Source organism: Methylobacterium sp. AC315 (assembly GCF_979253755.1).
On the sequence record NZ_CEEDEA010000014.1, the window covers coordinates 36,758 to 52,900 of the forward strand.

Below are 16,143 nucleotides of genomic sequence, written 5' to 3' on the forward strand. Positions count from 1 at the left end.
GGCGGCTCTACGCCTTTCGAGGTCACTCAACGGCCGTCGTGAGGACTTGGGGCGGGACAGCCGGTTCCGGCGCGGGCTGGGCCACGAACATCTTGCCCGTGGCAAAAGCAGCCGCGTTGACGATGCCCATGGTGAAGAGCCCAGCCGCGAGGGCAACAAACATCCACGCGGGGCCGAGCCCGAGGATAGCCGCGATCCAGGCGCCCCCCAGCGCCACCCCCATTCGGAAGACGCTGGCTGTGAGCGGCCAGCCGACACGGCCTGCACCTTGGGCCGCGAAGTAGAGAGCAAGGCCGGCCCCGAAGAACCCGTAGAACGGTCCGACGATGCGTAGATAGGAGGAGCCCGTAGCCAACATGGCCGGATCACCCCCGAACAGACCGAGCCAAGCTTCAGGATACAGGGCGGCCGCAACGCCGATGGCCTCCGTCAGAAGACCGGCCACGATGGCGCCGGTGAGCGCAGCCTGACGGGCGCGGGCCTGCAGTCCGGCGCCGAGGGCGGTGCCGACGATGGCGGCAATGGGCGAACCGAGCCCGAACACGAGGGGGACCAGCAGGTATTCCAGCCGGGCGCCGGTTCCATACCCGGCAACCGCGGCCGGCCCCGCCGTCCCCACGAAGCCCGTCGCGGCGATGACCGTGACGTTCGACGTGATACTGGCGATGCCGGAGAGCAGGCCGACGCGCAGGATCTCGCGGGACGGCGCCCAGGTAAGCCTCGGGAGGCGCCGGCTCGGGTGCAGAACGCCGCGGCCAGACCAAATCGAGGCGGCGAAGACGGCGGTGCCGGCGGCGTAGTAGGCCGCGAAAGCGACTCCGCCGCCCACGACCCCGAGCTTCGGGAACGGCCCCCAGCCGAAGATCAGCGCCGGCGAGAGAGGGATCAGCACGATGGCTCCGGCGCAGGTGACGCCGGCCGGGAGGGCCATGTTGCCGGTACCGCGGATCACGGCCGCCAGCGCGTTGAACAGCCAGATCAGGACCGCTCCGCCGAGCACGACGTTCGCGTAGGCCGTCGCAGCCCGGAGCGATTCCCCCGTGCCGCCCATCGCGGCGTAGAGGCGCGGTCCCAGCGGCAGCGCGAGCAGACTGGTCACGAGACCAAGTCCGAGGCCGATGGCGACAGCGTGCCAAGCGACGAGGCTGGCCTCCGCCTTCCGGCCGGCGCCCAGGGTACGCGAGACCGCCGACTGGATGCCGCCGCCCATGCCGCCGGCCGACAGCATCTGGACGAGCATGACGACCGGGAAGACGAGGGCCATGCCGGCCAGGGCGTCGGTGCCGAGCTTCGCGACGAAGTAGGTCTCGATCAGGCCGATGGAGGTCTGGACGACCATCACCACGACGTTCGGCCCGGCCATCCGAGCCAGGGTCGGCACGAGCGGCGCTTCGAGCAGGCGACGCGTTCGGATGTCCATGGCAGAACCCTCACGGCCTCACGGATTTCAGCGCGGGCACGATGGCCGATACGCCACCGGCCGGCGGATCGCCGTCGAGAACGGCGCGGTCGCTTGACCGGCGGCGGGTGGCATCCCGGCACCGGACCGATCGAACGGAAGGCCGGTCGTGCGTGCGGTCGCGACGAGGTAGCCTGCCGCGTCGCGGGTGCGGTCCTCGGACCCGGAGTGCCGACCTCCGGCATGGAAGACCAGACCGAAGGCGGTCAGCGGCCCAGGCGTTTCTTCGGCCATCGATGGACCTCTTGGAGTGGCCGACCGCCCGGCATGCGGACACGTGCCGTGCCAGCGCCAAAGCCGATCAACGCGACCGCCTATTCATGCTGACCGTAATTTATACTGCGGCTTCGTGCAAGCTTGAACCCGTTTGGGAGTCCGGTGGATGGCCATCGTCGGCTCGCCAGCTGTCTTCCTCGCCGCCACCGTCCGTCAGCGTTTGTGAGTTCGGAGACCGAGAGTCGAGCACCGTTTCGGACCTCGGCACGGTCAAGCGGATCGCATGCCGGTGGTCGTGCGGTAAGTGCTTTCCAAACCGTGGCGTGGTCACCCCGGAACCTGCGATGACGCGCGAGCGGACGGCGGGACGACCGTACCACTCAGATGACCGCGGTCTTGTTCAGGGCGACGGCCCCGGGATGCCGGACGCTCCATGCTGCAGCGTCCGCGAATCCGGCGCGGGCGTGCGGTTCGCGTTATGGATCCGCTCTCCGACGTTCTTGGGTTGCTCAGGCCCCGAACCGCCCTCAGTGCGGGCCTTGATGCCGGCGGCGCCTGGGCGATCCGCTTTCCCGCCCATGACGGGATCAAGTTCAACGTCGTGATGCGAGGCGCTTGCTGGGTTACGGTCGAAGGCGAGCCCGAGCCCATCCGGATGGCAGCCGGCGACTGCTTCCTGCTGACCCGGGGCCGCCCGTTCCACCTCGCGACCGACCTGGCCCTCCCGGCGATCGAGTCCGCCGCTATCTACGACCACGCGGCCGACGCGGTCGCGACCTGCAATGGCGGCGGCGACTTCTTCCTGGTCGGCGGGCGGTTCTTCTTCGCAGGCGACGCGGCCGGGCTGCTGCTCGACGCGCTGCCGGCGATCGTGCCGGTCCGGGATGCCTCGAACCAAGCCGCGATCCTGCGCTGGGCACTGGACCAGCTGGCCGCGGAACTGCGCCAGGGCGCGCCTGGCGGCGCCCTGATGGCCGACCACCTCGCGCAGATCATGCTGCTCCAGGTGCTGCGGCTCTGGCTCGCGTCGGGGCGGCCGACCGGCTGGCTCGGGGCGCTGGCCGATCCGCGGCTGGCGCGGGCGCTGACGGCCCTGCACGCGGAGCCGGCGCGGCGCTGGACCCTGGCGGACCTCGCGGCGTGCGCAGGCATGTCGCGCACGACCTTCGCAGACACGTTCCGCGCCGTGGTCGGCCGGCCGCCGCTTGCTTACCTCGCCAGCTGGCGGATGCAGTGCGCCGCCGACCGGCTGCGACGCTCCGGCGATTGCGTCGCCGCGATCGCGTATTCCGTCGGCTACGAGTCGGAGACGGCGTTCCGCACCGCCTTCCGGCGGCACATGGCCTGCACGCCGATGCAGTATCGACGGACAAAGGCCGCATTGTTGCTGCACCGCACCCTGGGCTAGACCGCCGGAACGATGTCCGAGACAGACGCCATGACGCCCTCCCTCTGGACCCGCCTGTCGAACCCGAGCCACTTCATGCGGTGGTCGGGCGCGCTGGTGCCGTGGCTCACCGCCCTGTCGCTCGGCGTGCTGGCGGTCGGCCTGTACCTGACGTTCTTCGCCGTGCCGCCGGACTATCAACAGGGCGAGACCGTGCGGATCATGTACATCCACGTCCCGGCGGCCTGGCTCGGGGTGTTCTTCTACGGCGCCATGAGCGTGTCGGCGATCGGGACCCTGGTCTGGCGCCATCCGCTGGCCGACGTGGCGCAGCGCGCCGCCGCGCCGATCGGGGCGGCGTTCACGCTGATCTGCCTGGTCACCGGCTCGCTCTGGGGCAAGCCGATGTGGGGGACCTACTGGGTGTGGGACGCGCGGCTGACCTCGATGCTGGTCCTGCTGCTCATCTATTGCGGCATCATCGCCCTGTGGCGCACCCTCGAGGAGCCGAACCGGGCCGCCCGCGCGGTGGCGATCATGACCCTCGTCGGCGCGGTGAACCTGCCGATCATCAAGTTCTCGGTGAACTGGTGGTCGACCCTGCACCAGCCGGCCTCGATCCTGCGCATGGGCGGCTCATCCATCGATCCGTCGATGCTCTACCCGCTGCTGATCATGATCGGCGCCGCGACTTTGGGCGGGATCACCCTCCACCTCTACGCGATGCGCACCGAGATCATGCGCCGCCGGGTGCGGACGCTGACGATCCGCGAGGCCGAGCGCCTGGACCGTGCGCAGCCGCGCCTCACGCCGAAGCCCGCCGGGATGCCGGTCGGGCAGCCGGTCTAGGACCTTATCGATGGATCTCGGGTCTCACGGCGGCTTCATCGTCGCCGCCTACGCCTTCACGGCCCTGGTCATGGCCGGGCTGATCGGCAACGCCCTGCGCGACCGGCGGGCGCAGCTGCGCGCCCTGAAGGGCTTCGGGGAGGAGCGGCGGTGAGCGTCGACGAACCCCTGGATCGGCCGCCCCCGGTCCGCCGCTCTCTGCTGCTGGTCCTGCCGGTCCTGGCGTTTGCCGCGCTGGCGGCGGTGCTGTTCCTGCGCCTGCGCTCGGGCGCCGACCCGGCCGCCCTCCCCTCCGCGATGATCGGCAAGCCGGTGCCGAGCTTCAGCCTGCCGGCGGTGCCGGGCCTCAAGGCCGGCGACGCCCCGGTGCCGGGCCTCTCCAGCGCCGACCTGAAGGGCCAGGTCACGGTGATCAACGTGTTCGCCTCGTGGTGCGCACCCTGCCAGGTCGAGCACCCGATGCTGATGCGGCTCGCCCGGGAGCCCGGGATCCAGCTGGTCGGCATCGACTACAAGGAGCCGACTCCCGCCGCCGGCCAGCGCTTCCTGGCCCGGCACGGCGTGCCGTTCCGGGCGGTCGGGGCGGATGCCGACGGGCGCGCGGCGATCGATTTCGGCGTCTACGGCGTACCCGAGACCTTCGTGGTCGGGCCCGACGGGGTGATCCGCGACAAGCTCGTCGGCATCCTCACGCCGGAGAACTACACCAGCGTGCTGGCGCGGATCCGGGCGGCCGGGAAGGTCGCGGAGGCGCGCTAACGTATCATCCCGAAAGGTCGCCGCCGGCTTTCGGAACAGGATGATACGCCTTCAAGAGGCTTATTCGCCCGGTTGAGGCTCCTTGCGCTCGTAGCGGGTCAGCAGCGGCGTCTGTGCCAGGGCGAACAGCACGGTGATCGGCATGATGCCGAACACCTTGAAGTTGACCCAGAAATCCTCGGTCTGGGTGCGCCACACGATCTCGTTGAGCGCGGCCAGGACGAAGAAGAAGAGACCCCAGCGGAAGGTGAGCTTGCGCCAGCCCTCCTCGGTGAGGCTGAACATCGAATCGAGCACCACCGACAGGAGCGAGCGACCGAACACCAGGCCGCCGAGCAGCACGGTGCCGAACAGCGCGTTCACGATGGTCGGCTTGACCATGATGAAGGTCTTGTCCTGCAGCGCCAGCGTCAGACCGCCGAACACCACCACGACCACGCCGGACACGAGCGGCATGATCGGCAGCCGCCGCACCAGCGCGAAATGAACCGCCAGCGCCACCACGGTCGCCGCGATGAACACCCCGGTGGCCACGAACAGCTTCTGGTCCGGCGCGACGCCGAGTCTTTCCGAATAAGCATTGCCCAGGAAGAAAATGACGAGCGGTCCAAGCTCCAGCGCCAGCTTCACGAGCGGCGGCAGGTGACGACGGGGAGGAACGGATTCGATCTGCATGCGCGTCAGTTGGCTCGGATGCGGCACCCGCACTAGGCTGGAAGCCGGGTTGGCGGATTCGGGGCTGTGTGGAACGGGGGGCTTGCGATGTCCATCACGATCGACAACGCCGAAGTCGCGGCGCTCCTCGCCGACCTCGCGGCAACGACCCATCGCGCAGCGCCGGATTTGCTCTTGGAGCTGCTCCGGCGGGAGCGCGCGCGGGTGGCCGAGGATCGGGAGACCGACTGCGCCGACGCCATTGCGTCTGGACGGTTGCTGCACGAGCGAACCTACGCGAGCCCGCTCATTGCTTCCCGACCGATCGACGAGATCCTGGCGTACGACGAGAACGGTTTGCCGGTTTAACCGCCGTTGTCGTCGACAGCTCCGTACTTCATCGCGATCCTCGACCAAGAGCCGGATGCGAGCCGCTTCAGCGTAGCGATTCGCAACTACCGCTACCGCTCCCTGGCGGCAGCGTCTTATCTCGAACGTGCGATCGTGATGTCGGGCTGGGTGGTCGGTCGGGTCGAACTCGACGACTGGCTGTTGCGCGAGCCGAGCAAAGTCATTCCCGTCGACCACGCCCTCGCAGGTCGCGGCCGACGCCTTCGCGCCCTATGTCAAGGGCCGGCATCCGGGCGGGCTCAACTTCGGCGATTGCTTCGCCTACGCCCAGGCCCGGACCCTGAATGCGCCGGTCCTGTTCAAGGGCGACGACGTAGCCAGGACTGATGTCCTACGTATCGCCGCCTGGAGCCGTTCCCGATCACGTTGCAATCTCGAACGGCTCTCAATCCTTGATACAACGCGCTCGCTGACGCCGAGCCGGTATCCCCTTCGGCGGCGCGCGCTCTAATCCTTCTCCAATCCGGCGATCGCACGGGCGAAATCCCGGGCCGCGAACGGCTCCAGATCCTCCACGCCCTCGCCGACGCCGATGAAGTGCACGGGCATGCCGAACTTGGCCGCCAGCGCGACCAGGATGCCGCCGCGCGCCGTGCCGTCGAGCTTGGTCATGACCAGGCCCGAAACCGGCGCCGCCTGGGAGAACAACTCCACCTGCGAGATCGCGTTCTGGCCGACGGTAGCGTCCAGGACGAGGATCGTGGCGTGCGGCGCCTCCGGGTCCTGCTTGCGCAGCACGCGCACGATCTTCTCCAGCTCGGCCATCAGCCCGGCCTTGTTCTGGAGCCGGCCGGCGGTGTCGATCAGCAGCACGTCGGTCCCGGCGGCGGTTGCCTGCTTCAGCGCATCGAAGGCGAGGCCGGCCGCGTCGGCACCCTCGCCGCCGCTCACCACCGGGGTGCCGGTGCGCGCCCCCCAGACCTTGAGCTGCTCCACCGCCGCCGCCCGGAACGTGTCGCCGGCCGCCAGCATCACGGTCCGGCCCTCCGCGCGCAGCTTCGAGGCGAGCTTACCCAGCGTTGTCGTCTTGCCGGCGCCGTTGACGCCGACGGTGAGGATCACGAACGGCTTCTTCGTCGCGTCGATGGACAGCGGCACCGCCACGGGCTCCAGCGCCCGTTCGACCTCGGTGGCCAGGATCGCCCGGACCTCGTCGGGCGAGATGCCCTTCTCGTAGCGGCCCTTGCCGACCGCGTCCGAGATCCGCGTCGCGGTCTCCAGGCCGAAATCGGCCTGGATCAGGGCGTCCTCTAGATCCTCCAAGGTGTTGGCGTCGAGCTTGCGCTTGGTGAACAGGCCGGTGACCCGGTCGGTCAGGGCCGACGAGGTCCGCTTCATTCCGGAGGTGAGCCGGGTCCACCAGCCCTTGGCCTCGGGCTCCCGGTCGGGTCCCGCGCCGGCATCGTGGGCGAGCGCGGCGGCAGCATCGACCGGCTGGATGTCGGGCGCCGGCTCGACCACCGGGTCCCGGTTCACGTCTCCGGTATCGACCGGGGCGGCGCCGTGCGCGGGATCGTCGCCGGCCGTGCCGGCGGGCGGCCGCTCGGGCTCCCCCTCGATCGGAAGCAGATCCGCCCCTTCGACCACGTCGGCGACGGGCGCGTCCGTCTCCTCGGGCGGCAGCGGGATGTGGGCGACGTCCTCGGCCCCGCTCGCATAGTCGGGCTGACCCTCGGCGGGCGAGGCCGGGGCATCCGCGGGCAGCTCCGTCTCCGCAATGTCCTCGGCCGTGCCGTCGCCAGAGCCCTGGCCCTTGCGCCCGAACAGGCGCCCGAACCAGCCGGGCTTATCCTCGCTCGCCATGAAACCTCGTCCTCGCCCCAGCTTGCCGACCCGATGCCGAACCCCTAGAGCCGATGTCGACCGCGTTGCAAACGGCAACGACTCCAAGCCCTTCGTTTCAAGTCCTCGGTTCGCTGCGCACGCCTGCACCGGACCGGCCGCCGCTCCGGCGGCGCGCGCCCTGGCCCGACCGAATGTCCCTGACCGTCGATATAGGTGCCCGCCTCCTCTACCGGGATGCCCTGCTGCTCGTCATCGACAAGCCGCCGGGCCTTCCGGTCCATCCCGGTCCGCGCGGCGGCGAGACCCTGACCGACCATCTCGACGGCCTCCGCTTCGGCCTGCCGCGCCGCCCCGAGGCGGCCCACCGGCTGGACCGCGACACCTCCGGCTGCCTGGCGCTCGGCCGACACGCCAAGGCGCTGGCCCGGCTCGGAAAGCTGTTCTCCGGCAGCGCCGTGGACAAGACCTACTGGGCGGTGGTGGAGGGCGGCCCTGACACGGATTCCGGCCGGATCGACCTGCCGCTGGCGCGCCGCTCCGACGATCCGCGCTCCTGGTGGATGAAGGCCGACCCGGCGGGCGACCCGGCCCTCACCCACTGGCGGGTGCTCGGCCGGGCCGGCGGCCGGACCTGGCTGGAGCTGAAGCCGGTCACCGGCCGCACGCACCAGCTCCGGGTCCATTGCGCCGCCTCAGGCTGGCCGATTTTGGGCGACTCGATCTACGGCATCGGCCCGCGCGGCGGCAGCCTGTACCTGCACGCGCGGACGCTCACGATCCCGCTCTATCCGAAGCGGGAGGCGATCACCGTCGAGGCGCCGCCGCCGAGGCATATCGCGGACGCCGTGGCGGGAATGGGCACGTAAGGCAGCCGATCGGTTTCGGCCGAGCGCGATCCGTCATTGCGGGTGGGAAGAGCGGTTTTTACGCTTCAGGCAGCGATTAGCCGCGCTCCGTCATGTCCCGCGATTGAGACCGTGTGAAACGTCCCCGCCTCGACCTCCCCACCCAACCGCACGACCGTGAAATCCGCGCTCCGGCCCGTCCCGCCGCGCTCGGCTAGCACCGTCAGCGCGCGTCCGACCTGCCCGTCGAGATGCCGGCGCAGCGCGTGGGCGCCGGCTTCGCGCAGGCGGGCGGCCCGGTCGCGGATCACGTCGGCCGCCACCGGGGGCATGCGGGCGGCGGGCGTGCCCGGGCGGGGCGAGTACGGGAAGACGTGCAGGTGCGTCAGCCCGCATTCCATCACGAGGTCCAGCGAGCGGGTGAACTGATCCTCTGTCTCGGTGGGGAAACCGGCGATCAGGTCGGCGCCGAACACCACGTCGGGACGCAGGTCGCGGACGGTCTCGCAGAAGCGGATGGCGTCGGCGCGGCTGTGCCGGCGCTTCATCCGCTTGAGGATCAGGTCGTCGCCGGCCTGTAGCGAGAGGTGCAGGTGCGGCATCAGCCGCTCCTCCTCGGCGAGCACCGCCAGCAGCGCGTCGTCCACCTCCACGGAGTCGATCGAGGAGATACGCAGGCGCGCCAAGTCCGGCACCGCCCGCAGGATCGCCCGCGCCAGCGTCCCGAGGGAGACCGACGGTCCGGGCAGGTCGCGGCCATAGGCGGTGAGGTCGACGCCGGTGAGCACGACTTCGCGGCCGCCATGGGCCACGATCGTCTGGACCTGCGCGACCACGTCGGGCACCGGCACCGAGCGCGAGGCGCCCCGGCCGAACGGGATGATGCAGAAGGTGCAGCGGTGGTCGCAGCCGTTCTGCACCGGCATGAACGCCCGCGTGTGGCCGGTGACGGAGTCGATCCGCGTCGGCGCGATCATGCGGGCTGCCATCACGGCACCGGGGCCGGTGCCGGTGGGCGACCAGCCGGCGGGACTCAGCTTCTCGGCGTTGCCGACGAGGCGCGACACCTCGGGCATCGCCGCGTAAGCTTCGGTCTCGACCTCGGCGCCGCAGCCGGTGACCACGATCTCGGTCCCGGGCCGCTCGCGGGCGATCCGGCGGATCGCCTTGCGGGCCTGCCGGCCGGCTTCCTGGGTGACCGCGCAGGTGTTGACCACCACCCGGTCGCGCCCGTCCGCCGCCGCGTGGACGCGCAGGGCCTCCGACTCCACCGTGTTGAGCCGGCAGCCGAAGGTGAGGGTCTCGACGGTCATCAAGCGGTGCCGAAAAACAGCTCCGGCGCCAGATTGCCCTCGGCGACGAGCGCGACCGGGCCGGTCATCAGGACATGGTCGTCGGCGCGCCATTCCACGAACAACTCGCCCCCGGGGAGACGGACATTGGCTTGCCGGCCGATCATGCGCAGGCGCGAGGCCGCCACCACGGTGGCGCAGGCGGCGGTGCCGCAGGCCAGCGTCAGCCCGGCGCCGCGCTCCCAGACCCGCAGGGTGATCGCCTCGCGCTCGGTCACCTGCGCCACCGAGATGTTGGCGCGCTCCGGAAACAGCGGGTGGTTCTCCAGCATCGGTCCGATCCGGGCGAGGTCGTAGGCGGCCGGATCCCGGTCGACGAAGAACACCGCGTGCGGGTTGCCCATGTTCACGACCCCCGGCGAATGCAGGATCGGATCGTCGATCGGGCCGATCTGCAATTCGATCCGCCGCGTGTCGGGGAACGGCTCGGAAAGCGGAATCTCGTCCCAGGCGAGCTTGGGCCTGCCCATGTCCACCGTGAAGGCGCGCTCCGAGATCCGGCGCACGCCGACGCGCCCGGCCGCGGTCTCCAGGACCAGGCGGCCGCCCTCGGCGGGGCGGGCCATGGCCGGGTCGTCGAGCATCGCGTAGGCGACGCAGCGGGTGCCGTTGCCGCAGGCGCCGGATTCCGAGCCGTCGGTGTTGTAGATCCGCATGAACGCGTCGGTGCCGGCGCTCACGGGATCGTGCAGGACCATCAGCTGGTCGAAGCGCGAGCCGGGATCCTGCGCGATCGCCCGGGCCTCCTCCGGGCGGACCTGGGTCGCCGAGCCGCGCAGGTCCAGCACCACGATCGCGTTGCCGGCGCCGTGCATCTTCAGGAAGCGTCTATGGGCGAGTGCGCTCATGCGGCCAGAGGGTTTGAGGGGATCGGCCAGCTATATGGCAAAACGCTCTGCCCGACGCGAGGGGCGCGCGCGGCGTGGCAGATGCGCCGCACCCGCGACTCTCGTGACCCATGCCCTCGCGGGCGGGCCGGATCGCCATTAGGTTAGCCGGCGGGAGCCCACGCGACGATCCGCCGGGACCCGACCGGAGCGCCCCCGTGATCCGCCTTCGTTCCCTCGTCGCCGTCTCGACCGCCCTGGTCTTCGCCACCGGACCGGTCGCGGCGCAGCAGCAGCCCGCGCCCCCGCCCTCCACCGCGCCGTCCCCTGCCCAGACCAGCCCGCTGCCGACCACGACGGCGCCCAACCCGGTCGCCGACCCGACCAAGAGCGCCGCCCCGGCGCCGCAGCAGGCGATCGCTCCGCCCCCCGCCGGCCAGGCGGCCGTCGGCACGCCGGGGCGCCCGACCCTCATCGAGAAGCCCGGCGAGCCGGGCGACGTCGATGAGGTGACCCTGCCGGCCAAGCCCGCCGCGATCCTCTCGGGCAAGACCAAGTGGGAGGAGGCCATCGTCAACCTGAGGCAGGCCTTCGCGCGGATCGAGGCGGATCTCGCCAAGGCCGGCATCGCCCCCGCGGGCCGGCCGCTGGCGGTGTTCACCCGCACCGACGACGACGGCTTCGAGTACGAGGCGATGATCCCGGTGGCCGCGCCCCCGAGCCCGGCACCCGCGGAGGCCGACGGCCTGCGTTTCGGCACGACCCCATCCGGCAAGGCCCTGCGCTTCCCGCACAAGGGCTCCTACGAGTCGATCGACGGCACCTACGAGACCCTGACGGCCTATCTCGACGCCAAGGACATCGTCGTCCAAGACCGCTTCATCGAGGAATACGCCACCGACCTCAAGGACGGCACCGACGACAACCTCGATGTGAATATTTTTGCATTGGTGAAGTAGGTTTCGAGAGGCGGTCACAACAAGAATTTTTGTTTCTTTCGGCGAGCGCGATCTGGCCGGGACTCTCTCAGCAGCCCTGTCATCCCGGGGCCGCGAAGCGGAACCCGGGATCGATGACCGCTGACCGTTCAAGATCTCGCGCCGTCGGCGGCTCGGGGTTCCGGGCTCGCCTGCGGCGTCCCGGAATGACAATGCGCCTTATCCGGTCATCGAAAAATCGCCGAAGGACGAATGGGCTTCGGCGATGCCGCGATCTGTCAGAAATCGCTTCCTTGGCACGATGACCCAGTAACCGCCTACGAATATCTCGCAGCCTTGGTCGATGGACAGATCGCCGCTGTATTTGGCACCCCGGAACAGTGGTGGCGGCTTGGGGATTCCCCGTGCATGCCGACCTCCCTCTTCCCGACCGCCACTGCGTCCGCGCCGCGTCGTAAGTCCGTCGCCGCGCCGGCCGACCCGGCGGTCACCGACAAGGCGCGCGCGGTCCATGCCAGACTCTGCCCGGTCTACGGCTGCCCGATCCCGTACTTCCACAGCCTCGATCCAGCGAGCGAGCTGATCTCGTCGCTGCTCTCGCACCGGACCCGCAACGCCGAATCCGGGCGGGCCTTCAAGGCCTTGCGCGCCCGGTTCCCGGACTGGGAGGCGGTGATCGACGCCGATGTGGCGGAGATCCAGGCTGCTATCGCCGGCGTGACCTGGCCGGAGCTGAAGGCGCCCCGGATCCGCGACGTGCTGGTGGCGGTGCGCGATCGCTGCGGCAGCCTCGATCTGGCGTTCCTGGCGGGTATGGACGTCGCGGCGGCCCGGGCCTGGCTGGAGGCGATCCCGGGAATCGGCCCGAAGACCAGCGCGGCGGTACTGTCGTTCTCGACCCTGCGGATGCCGGCCCTGCCGGTGGACAGCCACCACCACCGCGTCGCCCAGCGCCTCGGGCTGATCGGTCCGCGGATCGATGTCGGACCCTCGCATGCCATCCTTCGGGCGCAACTGCCCGCGGACTGGAGCGCGCAGGACCTCTACGACAATCACGAGATCCTGATGCTGCACGGCCAGCAGGTCTGCCATCATCGCCGTCCGGCCTGCGGGCGCTGCGTCCTGGTCGATCTATGCCCGAGTGCGGCGCTGGCGGCCCGGGAGCCGTGAGCGCATCCTTGACCGGTCCCGGCCGCGGGTGCGAGTAACCCCGCGCCCGGCAGGCGCGCAGCCCCGGCTATGTACTGCTCAGGATCGGCGCCGATGGCCGCGTTCACCGAATTGGTCTTCTCGGGCGTCCAGCCCACCGGCAACCTGCATCTCGGGAACTACCTCGGGGCGGTGAAACGCTTCGTGGAGATGCAGGCGCGCGACGCGCAGTGCCTGTACTGCGTTGTGGATATGCACGCGATCACCGTCTGGCAGGACCCCGAGGCCCTGCGCGGCCAGATCCGCGAAGTCACGGCCGCGTTCCTGGCCGCCGGCATCGATCCCAAGCGCGCGATCGTGTTCAACCAAAGCCAAGTGCCTCAGCACGCCGAACTCGCCTGGGTGTTCAACTGCGTCGCGCGGCTGGGTTGGCTGAACCGCATGACCCAGTTCAAGGAGAAGGCCGGCAAGGACCGGGAGAACGCCTCAATCGGGCTCTACGATTACCCGGTGCTGATGGCGGCCGACATCCTGGCCTACCGTGCCACCCACGTGCCCGTGGGCGAGGACCAGAAGCAGCACTTGGAGCTGACCCGGGACATCGCCCAGAAGTTCAACACCGATTTTTCGGGCTCGATCGCAGCGCATGGCCACGGTGAGGCGTTCTTCCCGCTGACCGAGCCGTTGATCGGCGGGCCAGCCGCGCGGGTGATGTCGCTGCGGGATGGGTCCAAAAAAATGTCCAAGTCGGACCCGTCCGACAACGCGCGGATCAACCTCACCGACGAGGCCGACACCATCGCCCAGAAAATCCGCCGGGCAAAAACGGATTCCGATCCGCTGCCTTCTGAAATCGCGGGGCTCAAGGAGCGGCCGGAGGCGGACAACCTCGTGGGGATCTACGCCGCACTCGCCGGCATCACCCGCGAGGAGGTGCTGCGCGATTTCGGCGGGGCGCAGTTCTCGACCTTCAAGCCGGCTCTGGCCGACCTCGCGGTGACGAACCTCGCGCCGATCGCCGGCGAGATGCGCCGGCTGACCGCCGATCCGGGCCATATCGACGCCGTGCTGGCCGACGGCGCCGGGCGGGCCGAAACGATCGCGGCGCAAACGCTGGACGCGGTCAAGGACATCGTCGGCTTCGTACGCCGGAGCCCGAACCTTCAGGCGGTGCGATGACGGTCCGGGCGCTCGTCTTCGACGTCTTCGGGACGCTCGTCGACTGGCGCTCCGGGGTCGCCCGGGAGGCCGGGCGCCTGCTCAACGCTCAAGCGCCGGCGCTCGATGCCGGCGCCTTCGCCGATGCCTGGCGCGGATGTTACGGCCCGTCGATGGAGACCGTGCGCTCCGGCGCGCGTGCTTACGTCGATCTCGATACCCTGCAGGCGGAATCGCTCCCCGGCGTGCTGGCGCAGTTCGGCATCGCGGGTGTGCCGGACGACGTGCAGCGGGAGCTGGTCCAGGCCTGGCACCGGCTCGACGCTTGGCCCGAGGTGCCGGACGCGATGCGCCGGCTGCGGGAGCGTTACCTCCTGGCGCCCAACTCCAACGGCCATGTCCGGCTCATGGCCGACCTCGCCCGGCGCAACGGCCTGATCTTCGACGCGATCCTGGGCGCCGGCTATTCCCGCGACTACAAGCCCAAGCCCGCGCTCTACCGCGACGCGGTGGCGGCGTTCGGCTTCGCGCCGGGCGAGACCCTGATGGTCGCTGCCCATTCGAACGACCTCGCGGCGGCGGCCAGCTACGGCCTATCCACCGCCCACATCGCCCGGCCCCACGAGCACGGGCCGGCCAGCGGCGAGACCGCGCCGACTGTCCCGGTCACGTACGCGGCCCGGGACCTCGCGGACCTAGCCAATCAACTCGGCTGCTGACGGCGGAACACGAGGGGGAGCAGGATGGCCGATTGGAACCCCGCCCTCTACACCCGCTTCGAGGACGAGCGCACCCGGCCGGCGGCCGAGTTGCTGGCCCGGGTGCCCCTCGACCGGCCGCGCCTCGCCTACGATCTCGGCTGCGGCCCGGGTAATTCCACCGCGTTGATCGCGGCGCGCTTTCCCGATGCGGAGGTCGTCGGGCTCGATACATCTCCGGCGATGCTGGAGAGCGCCCGGGCCCGCCTGCCCGGCCTCGGCTTCGCGCTCGCCGACGCCGCCACCTGGACACCGGAGCGGGCGCCGGACCTGATCTACGCCAACGCGGTGCTGCAATGGCTGCCCGACCATCCGGCGCTGCTGCCCCGGCTGTTCGGTCTCCTGGCGCCCGGCGGCGTGCTGGCGGTGCAGATGCCCGACAACCTCGCCGAACCCTCGCACCGCCTGATGCGTGAGACCGCCTCCGCCGGCCCCTGGGCAGCGGCGATCGGCGATCCGGCTGTGGCCGGGCGCCTCGGCCGGATGCTGGACCCGGCCGGCTACTACGACCTGCTGGCGCCGCTGGCATCCGACGTGGATGTCTGGCGCTCCGCCTATCACCACCCGATGGCGGATGCAGTCGCCATCGTGGACTGGGTCCGCGCCACCGGGCTGCGGCCGTTCCTCGATCCGCTGGACCCGGATCAGGCGGCCGGGTTCCTGGCGGCCTACGAGACCGCCATCGACACCGGCTACCCGCGCCGCAGCGACGGGCGACGCCTGCTGGCCTTTCCGCGGGTGTTCATCGTGGCCCGCAAAGGCGGGTAGCGGCTCCGGCTTCGGCGGGCACGGCTGACATCGCGCGCGCCATCGGATCGTCCCGCACCGTCATTGCGCGCCTTGCCCAGCGATACACCCCTTCCGGCGATCGTGCGTTGCCCTGGGTCGCTTCGCTCACGCTCGCAATGACGGTGAGCCGTGCGTGGGGTGTTCGTTCAGGCCTCGCCGCGGGCGACGAGCGCCTCGTACTCGGCGACTTCAAGTTTGCCCTCTTGAGCGACCCGGGCCTTGTCCGCATCGCTGATCACGTCACCGGCGAGGTCAAGGCGCTTCCAGGAGGCCAGCGGGGTCTCGCGGCCGGGGGTCGGGACGTACTTGTTCTGCTCGAGCTTCTGGTACTTGTGGATGTAGCGCGGGCAGTTGACCCAGATCTTCTTCACCGCGACCTTCACCAGGTACTTGGCCTCGGTGTACTCGGCCATCAGGGCGTCGTCGCGCAGCAGCGTGGCGTGGCCCTGGACGCGGATCCGGTGCGGCGTCTCGAAGTCGATGAACAGCAGGCCGACCTTGGCCTGACCCTCGATGTTGCCCATCGAGTAGAACATGCCGTTGCCGTCGAAGCCCGGGAAGGCAAGCGTGTTCTCATCGAGCACCTTCACCACACCCGGGGGTCCGCCCTTGTACGAGACAGTCGGCATCCCGTCGGGATCGACCGTGGACAGGAAGAACATATCCCGGGAGGCGATGAAGGCGCCCTCGTCCGGCTGGATGCTCTCGTGGACCCAATCCTCGTCGAGGCGCACGGCGAGCTTGGTGGTGCCGAACTCGGTCTGCAGCGCCCGGTGGGCGTCCGAATAGAGCGATGCCATGGCGTGT

At 70.1% G+C, this 16,143-nt stretch carries 18 protein-coding genes; 11 read left to right on the forward strand and 7 right to left on the reverse strand.

The window, feature by feature from the left end; all coding sequences use genetic code 11:
- Nucleotides 1-22 precede the first annotated feature (22 nt).
- Nucleotides 23-1,420, reverse strand: a complete 1,398-nt coding sequence (locus AC0IY0_RS20685; RefSeq protein ID WP_419830810.1) for an MATE family efflux transporter — start codon at nucleotides 1,418-1,420, stop codon at nucleotides 23-25.
- Between the two features lie 27 nt (nucleotides 1,421-1,447).
- Nucleotides 1,448-1,693 (reverse strand): hypothetical protein, encoded by a 246-nt coding sequence (locus AC0IY0_RS20690; protein WP_471765302.1) that lies wholly within the window; start codon nucleotides 1,691-1,693, stop codon nucleotides 1,448-1,450.
- Between the two features lie 460 nt (nucleotides 1,694-2,153).
- Between AC0IY0_RS20690 and AC0IY0_RS20695 the strand changes: the two genes are divergently transcribed.
- Genes AC0IY0_RS20695 through AC0IY0_RS20710 form a run of 4 tightly spaced genes read left to right on the forward strand, consistent with a single transcriptional unit; the run spans nucleotide 2,154 to nucleotide 4,670 of the window.
- Nucleotides 2,154-3,083, forward strand: coding sequence for an AraC family transcriptional regulator (locus tag AC0IY0_RS20695; RefSeq protein ID WP_471765303.1), 930 nt, complete (start codon nucleotides 2,154-2,156; stop codon nucleotides 3,081-3,083).
- A gap of 30 nt (nucleotides 3,084-3,113) precedes the next feature.
- On the forward strand, nucleotides 3,114-3,911 hold the full coding sequence (locus AC0IY0_RS20700) for a heme ABC transporter permease (RefSeq protein ID WP_147907195.1): 798 nt from the start codon (nucleotides 3,114-3,116) through the stop codon (nucleotides 3,909-3,911).
- Nucleotides 3,912-3,921: 10 nt separating this feature from the next.
- Nucleotides 3,922-4,065 carry a heme exporter protein CcmD gene (ccmD, locus tag AC0IY0_RS20705; RefSeq protein WP_147907194.1) on the forward strand — a complete coding sequence of 48 codons (144 nt, stop codon included), beginning with the start codon at nucleotides 3,922-3,924 and terminating at the stop codon, nucleotides 4,063-4,065.
- Nucleotides 4,062-4,670 carry a DsbE family thiol:disulfide interchange protein gene (locus AC0IY0_RS20710; protein ID WP_471765306.1) on the forward strand — a complete coding sequence of 203 codons (609 nt, stop codon included), beginning with the start codon at nucleotides 4,062-4,064 and terminating at the stop codon, nucleotides 4,668-4,670. The genes ccmD and AC0IY0_RS20710 overlap by 4 nt, the downstream gene beginning before the upstream one ends.
- A gap of 60 nt (nucleotides 4,671-4,730) precedes the next feature.
- On the opposite strand, the gene AC0IY0_RS20715 is transcribed toward AC0IY0_RS20710, so the two are convergent.
- Nucleotides 4,731-5,345 (reverse strand): septation protein A, encoded by a 615-nt coding sequence (locus AC0IY0_RS20715; RefSeq protein WP_147907192.1) that lies wholly within the window; start codon nucleotides 5,343-5,345, stop codon nucleotides 4,731-4,733.
- A gap of 87 nt (nucleotides 5,346-5,432) precedes the next feature.
- Here AC0IY0_RS20715 and AC0IY0_RS20720 point away from each other — a divergent pair, with 87 nt between their 5' ends.
- A complete protein-coding gene (locus AC0IY0_RS20720) occupies nucleotides 5,433-5,693 on the forward strand; it encodes a hypothetical protein (RefSeq protein ID WP_471765309.1) in 261 nt (86 codons plus the stop codon).
- A 489-nt stretch (nucleotides 5,694-6,182) separates the two neighbouring features.
- Here AC0IY0_RS20720 and ftsY read toward each other — a convergent pair whose 3' ends face one another.
- On the reverse strand, nucleotides 6,183-7,538 hold the full coding sequence (gene ftsY, locus AC0IY0_RS20725) for a signal recognition particle-docking protein FtsY (protein WP_147937921.1): 1,356 nt from the start codon (nucleotides 7,536-7,538) through the stop codon (nucleotides 6,183-6,185).
- Nucleotides 7,539-7,711: 173 nt separating this feature from the next.
- Between ftsY and AC0IY0_RS20730 the strand changes: the two genes are divergently transcribed.
- Nucleotides 7,712-8,386 (forward strand): RluA family pseudouridine synthase, encoded by a 675-nt coding sequence (locus AC0IY0_RS20730; RefSeq protein WP_419830812.1) that lies wholly within the window; start codon nucleotides 7,712-7,714, stop codon nucleotides 8,384-8,386.
- Nucleotides 8,387-8,451: 65 nt separating this feature from the next.
- Here the strand turns inward: AC0IY0_RS20730 and mtaB are convergent, their stop codons facing one another.
- Together mtaB and dapF are read right to left on the reverse strand one after the other, a co-directional pair.
- On the reverse strand, nucleotides 8,452-9,678 hold the full coding sequence (gene mtaB / locus AC0IY0_RS20735; RefSeq protein WP_471765311.1) for a tRNA (N(6)-L-threonylcarbamoyladenosine(37)-C(2))-methylthiotransferase MtaB: 1,227 nt from the start codon (nucleotides 9,676-9,678) through the stop codon (nucleotides 8,452-8,454).
- The gene (gene dapF / locus AC0IY0_RS20740) at nucleotides 9,678-10,565 is read right to left on the reverse strand and encodes a diaminopimelate epimerase (protein WP_147937919.1); all 888 of its coding nucleotides are present in this window, start codon (nucleotides 10,563-10,565) and stop codon (nucleotides 9,678-9,680) included. Before dapF ends, mtaB begins: the two co-directional genes overlap by 1 nt.
- Nucleotides 10,566-10,762: 197 nt before the next feature.
- Between dapF and AC0IY0_RS20745 the strand changes: the two genes are divergently transcribed.
- The 5 genes from AC0IY0_RS20745 (at nucleotide 10,763) to tam (ending at nucleotide 15,315) form a co-directional block, all read left to right on the forward strand.
- Complete coding sequence (locus AC0IY0_RS20745; protein ID WP_471765313.1) at nucleotides 10,763-11,503, forward strand: GyrI-like domain-containing protein; 741 nt, start codon at nucleotides 10,763-10,765, stop codon at nucleotides 11,501-11,503.
- A 387-nt stretch (nucleotides 11,504-11,890) separates the two neighbouring features.
- Nucleotides 11,891-12,652, forward strand: coding sequence for an endonuclease III domain-containing protein (locus tag AC0IY0_RS20750; RefSeq protein ID WP_419830816.1), 762 nt, complete (start codon nucleotides 11,891-11,893; stop codon nucleotides 12,650-12,652).
- Nucleotides 12,653-12,745: 93 nt separating this feature from the next.
- Nucleotides 12,746-13,810 (forward strand): tryptophan--tRNA ligase, encoded by a 1,065-nt coding sequence (trpS, locus tag AC0IY0_RS20755; RefSeq protein WP_147907185.1) that lies wholly within the window; start codon nucleotides 12,746-12,748, stop codon nucleotides 13,808-13,810.
- Entirely contained in the window at nucleotides 13,807-14,508 is a 702-nt protein-coding gene (locus AC0IY0_RS20760; protein WP_419830817.1) for a haloacid dehalogenase type II, read from the forward strand. Before trpS ends, AC0IY0_RS20760 begins: the two co-directional genes overlap by 4 nt.
- Before the next feature lie 24 nt (nucleotides 14,509-14,532).
- Entirely contained in the window at nucleotides 14,533-15,315 is a 783-nt protein-coding gene (gene tam / locus AC0IY0_RS20765; protein ID WP_471765315.1) for a trans-aconitate 2-methyltransferase, read from the forward strand.
- A 167-nt stretch (nucleotides 15,316-15,482) separates the two neighbouring features.
- Here the strand turns inward: tam and AC0IY0_RS20770 are convergent, their stop codons facing one another.
- Complete coding sequence (locus AC0IY0_RS20770) at nucleotides 15,483-16,136, reverse strand: pyridoxamine 5'-phosphate oxidase family protein (protein ID WP_147907182.1); 654 nt, start codon at nucleotides 16,134-16,136, stop codon at nucleotides 15,483-15,485.
- Nucleotides 16,137-16,143 lie beyond the last annotated feature (7 nt).

Coding starts and splice junctions, on each gene's coding strand:
- AC0IY0_RS20750 (WP_419830816.1), top strand. CDS start 11,891: ATGCCGACCTCCCTCTTCCCGACCGCCACTGCGTCCGCGCCGCGTCGT.
- AC0IY0_RS20715 (WP_147907192.1), bottom strand. CDS start 5,345: ATGCAGATCGAATCCGTTCCTCCCCGTCGTCACCTGCCGCCGCTCGTG.
- ftsY (WP_147937921.1), bottom strand. CDS start 7,538: ATGGCGAGCGAGGATAAGCCCGGCTGGTTCGGGCGCCTGTTCGGGCGC.
- AC0IY0_RS20695 (WP_471765303.1), top strand. CDS start 2,154: ATGGATCCGCTCTCCGACGTTCTTGGGTTGCTCAGGCCCCGAACCGCC.
- dapF (WP_147937919.1), bottom strand. CDS start 10,565: ATGAGCGCACTCGCCCATAGACGCTTCCTGAAGATGCACGGCGCCGGC.
- AC0IY0_RS20770 (WP_147907182.1), bottom strand. CDS start 16,136: ATGGCATCGCTCTATTCGGACGCCCACCGGGCGCTGCAGACCGAGTTC.
- AC0IY0_RS20760 (WP_419830817.1), top strand. CDS start 13,807: ATGACGGTCCGGGCGCTCGTCTTCGACGTCTTCGGGACGCTCGTCGAC.
- trpS (WP_147907185.1), top strand. CDS start 12,746: ATGGCCGCGTTCACCGAATTGGTCTTCTCGGGCGTCCAGCCCACCGGC.
- mtaB (WP_471765311.1), bottom strand. CDS start 9,678: ATGACCGTCGAGACCCTCACCTTCGGCTGCCGGCTCAACACGGTGGAG.
- tam (WP_471765315.1), top strand. CDS start 14,533: ATGGCCGATTGGAACCCCGCCCTCTACACCCGCTTCGAGGACGAGCGC.
- AC0IY0_RS20720 (WP_471765309.1), top strand. CDS start 5,433: ATGTCCATCACGATCGACAACGCCGAAGTCGCGGCGCTCCTCGCCGAC.
- AC0IY0_RS20700 (WP_147907195.1), top strand. CDS start 3,114: ATGACGCCCTCCCTCTGGACCCGCCTGTCGAACCCGAGCCACTTCATG.
- AC0IY0_RS20685 (WP_419830810.1), bottom strand. CDS start 1,420: ATGGACATCCGAACGCGTCGCCTGCTCGAAGCGCCGCTCGTGCCGACC.
- ccmD (WP_147907194.1), top strand. CDS start 3,922: ATGGATCTCGGGTCTCACGGCGGCTTCATCGTCGCCGCCTACGCCTTC.
- AC0IY0_RS20730 (WP_419830812.1), top strand. CDS start 7,712: ATGTCCCTGACCGTCGATATAGGTGCCCGCCTCCTCTACCGGGATGCC.
- AC0IY0_RS20690 (WP_471765302.1), bottom strand. CDS start 1,693: ATGGCCGAAGAAACGCCTGGGCCGCTGACCGCCTTCGGTCTGGTCTTC.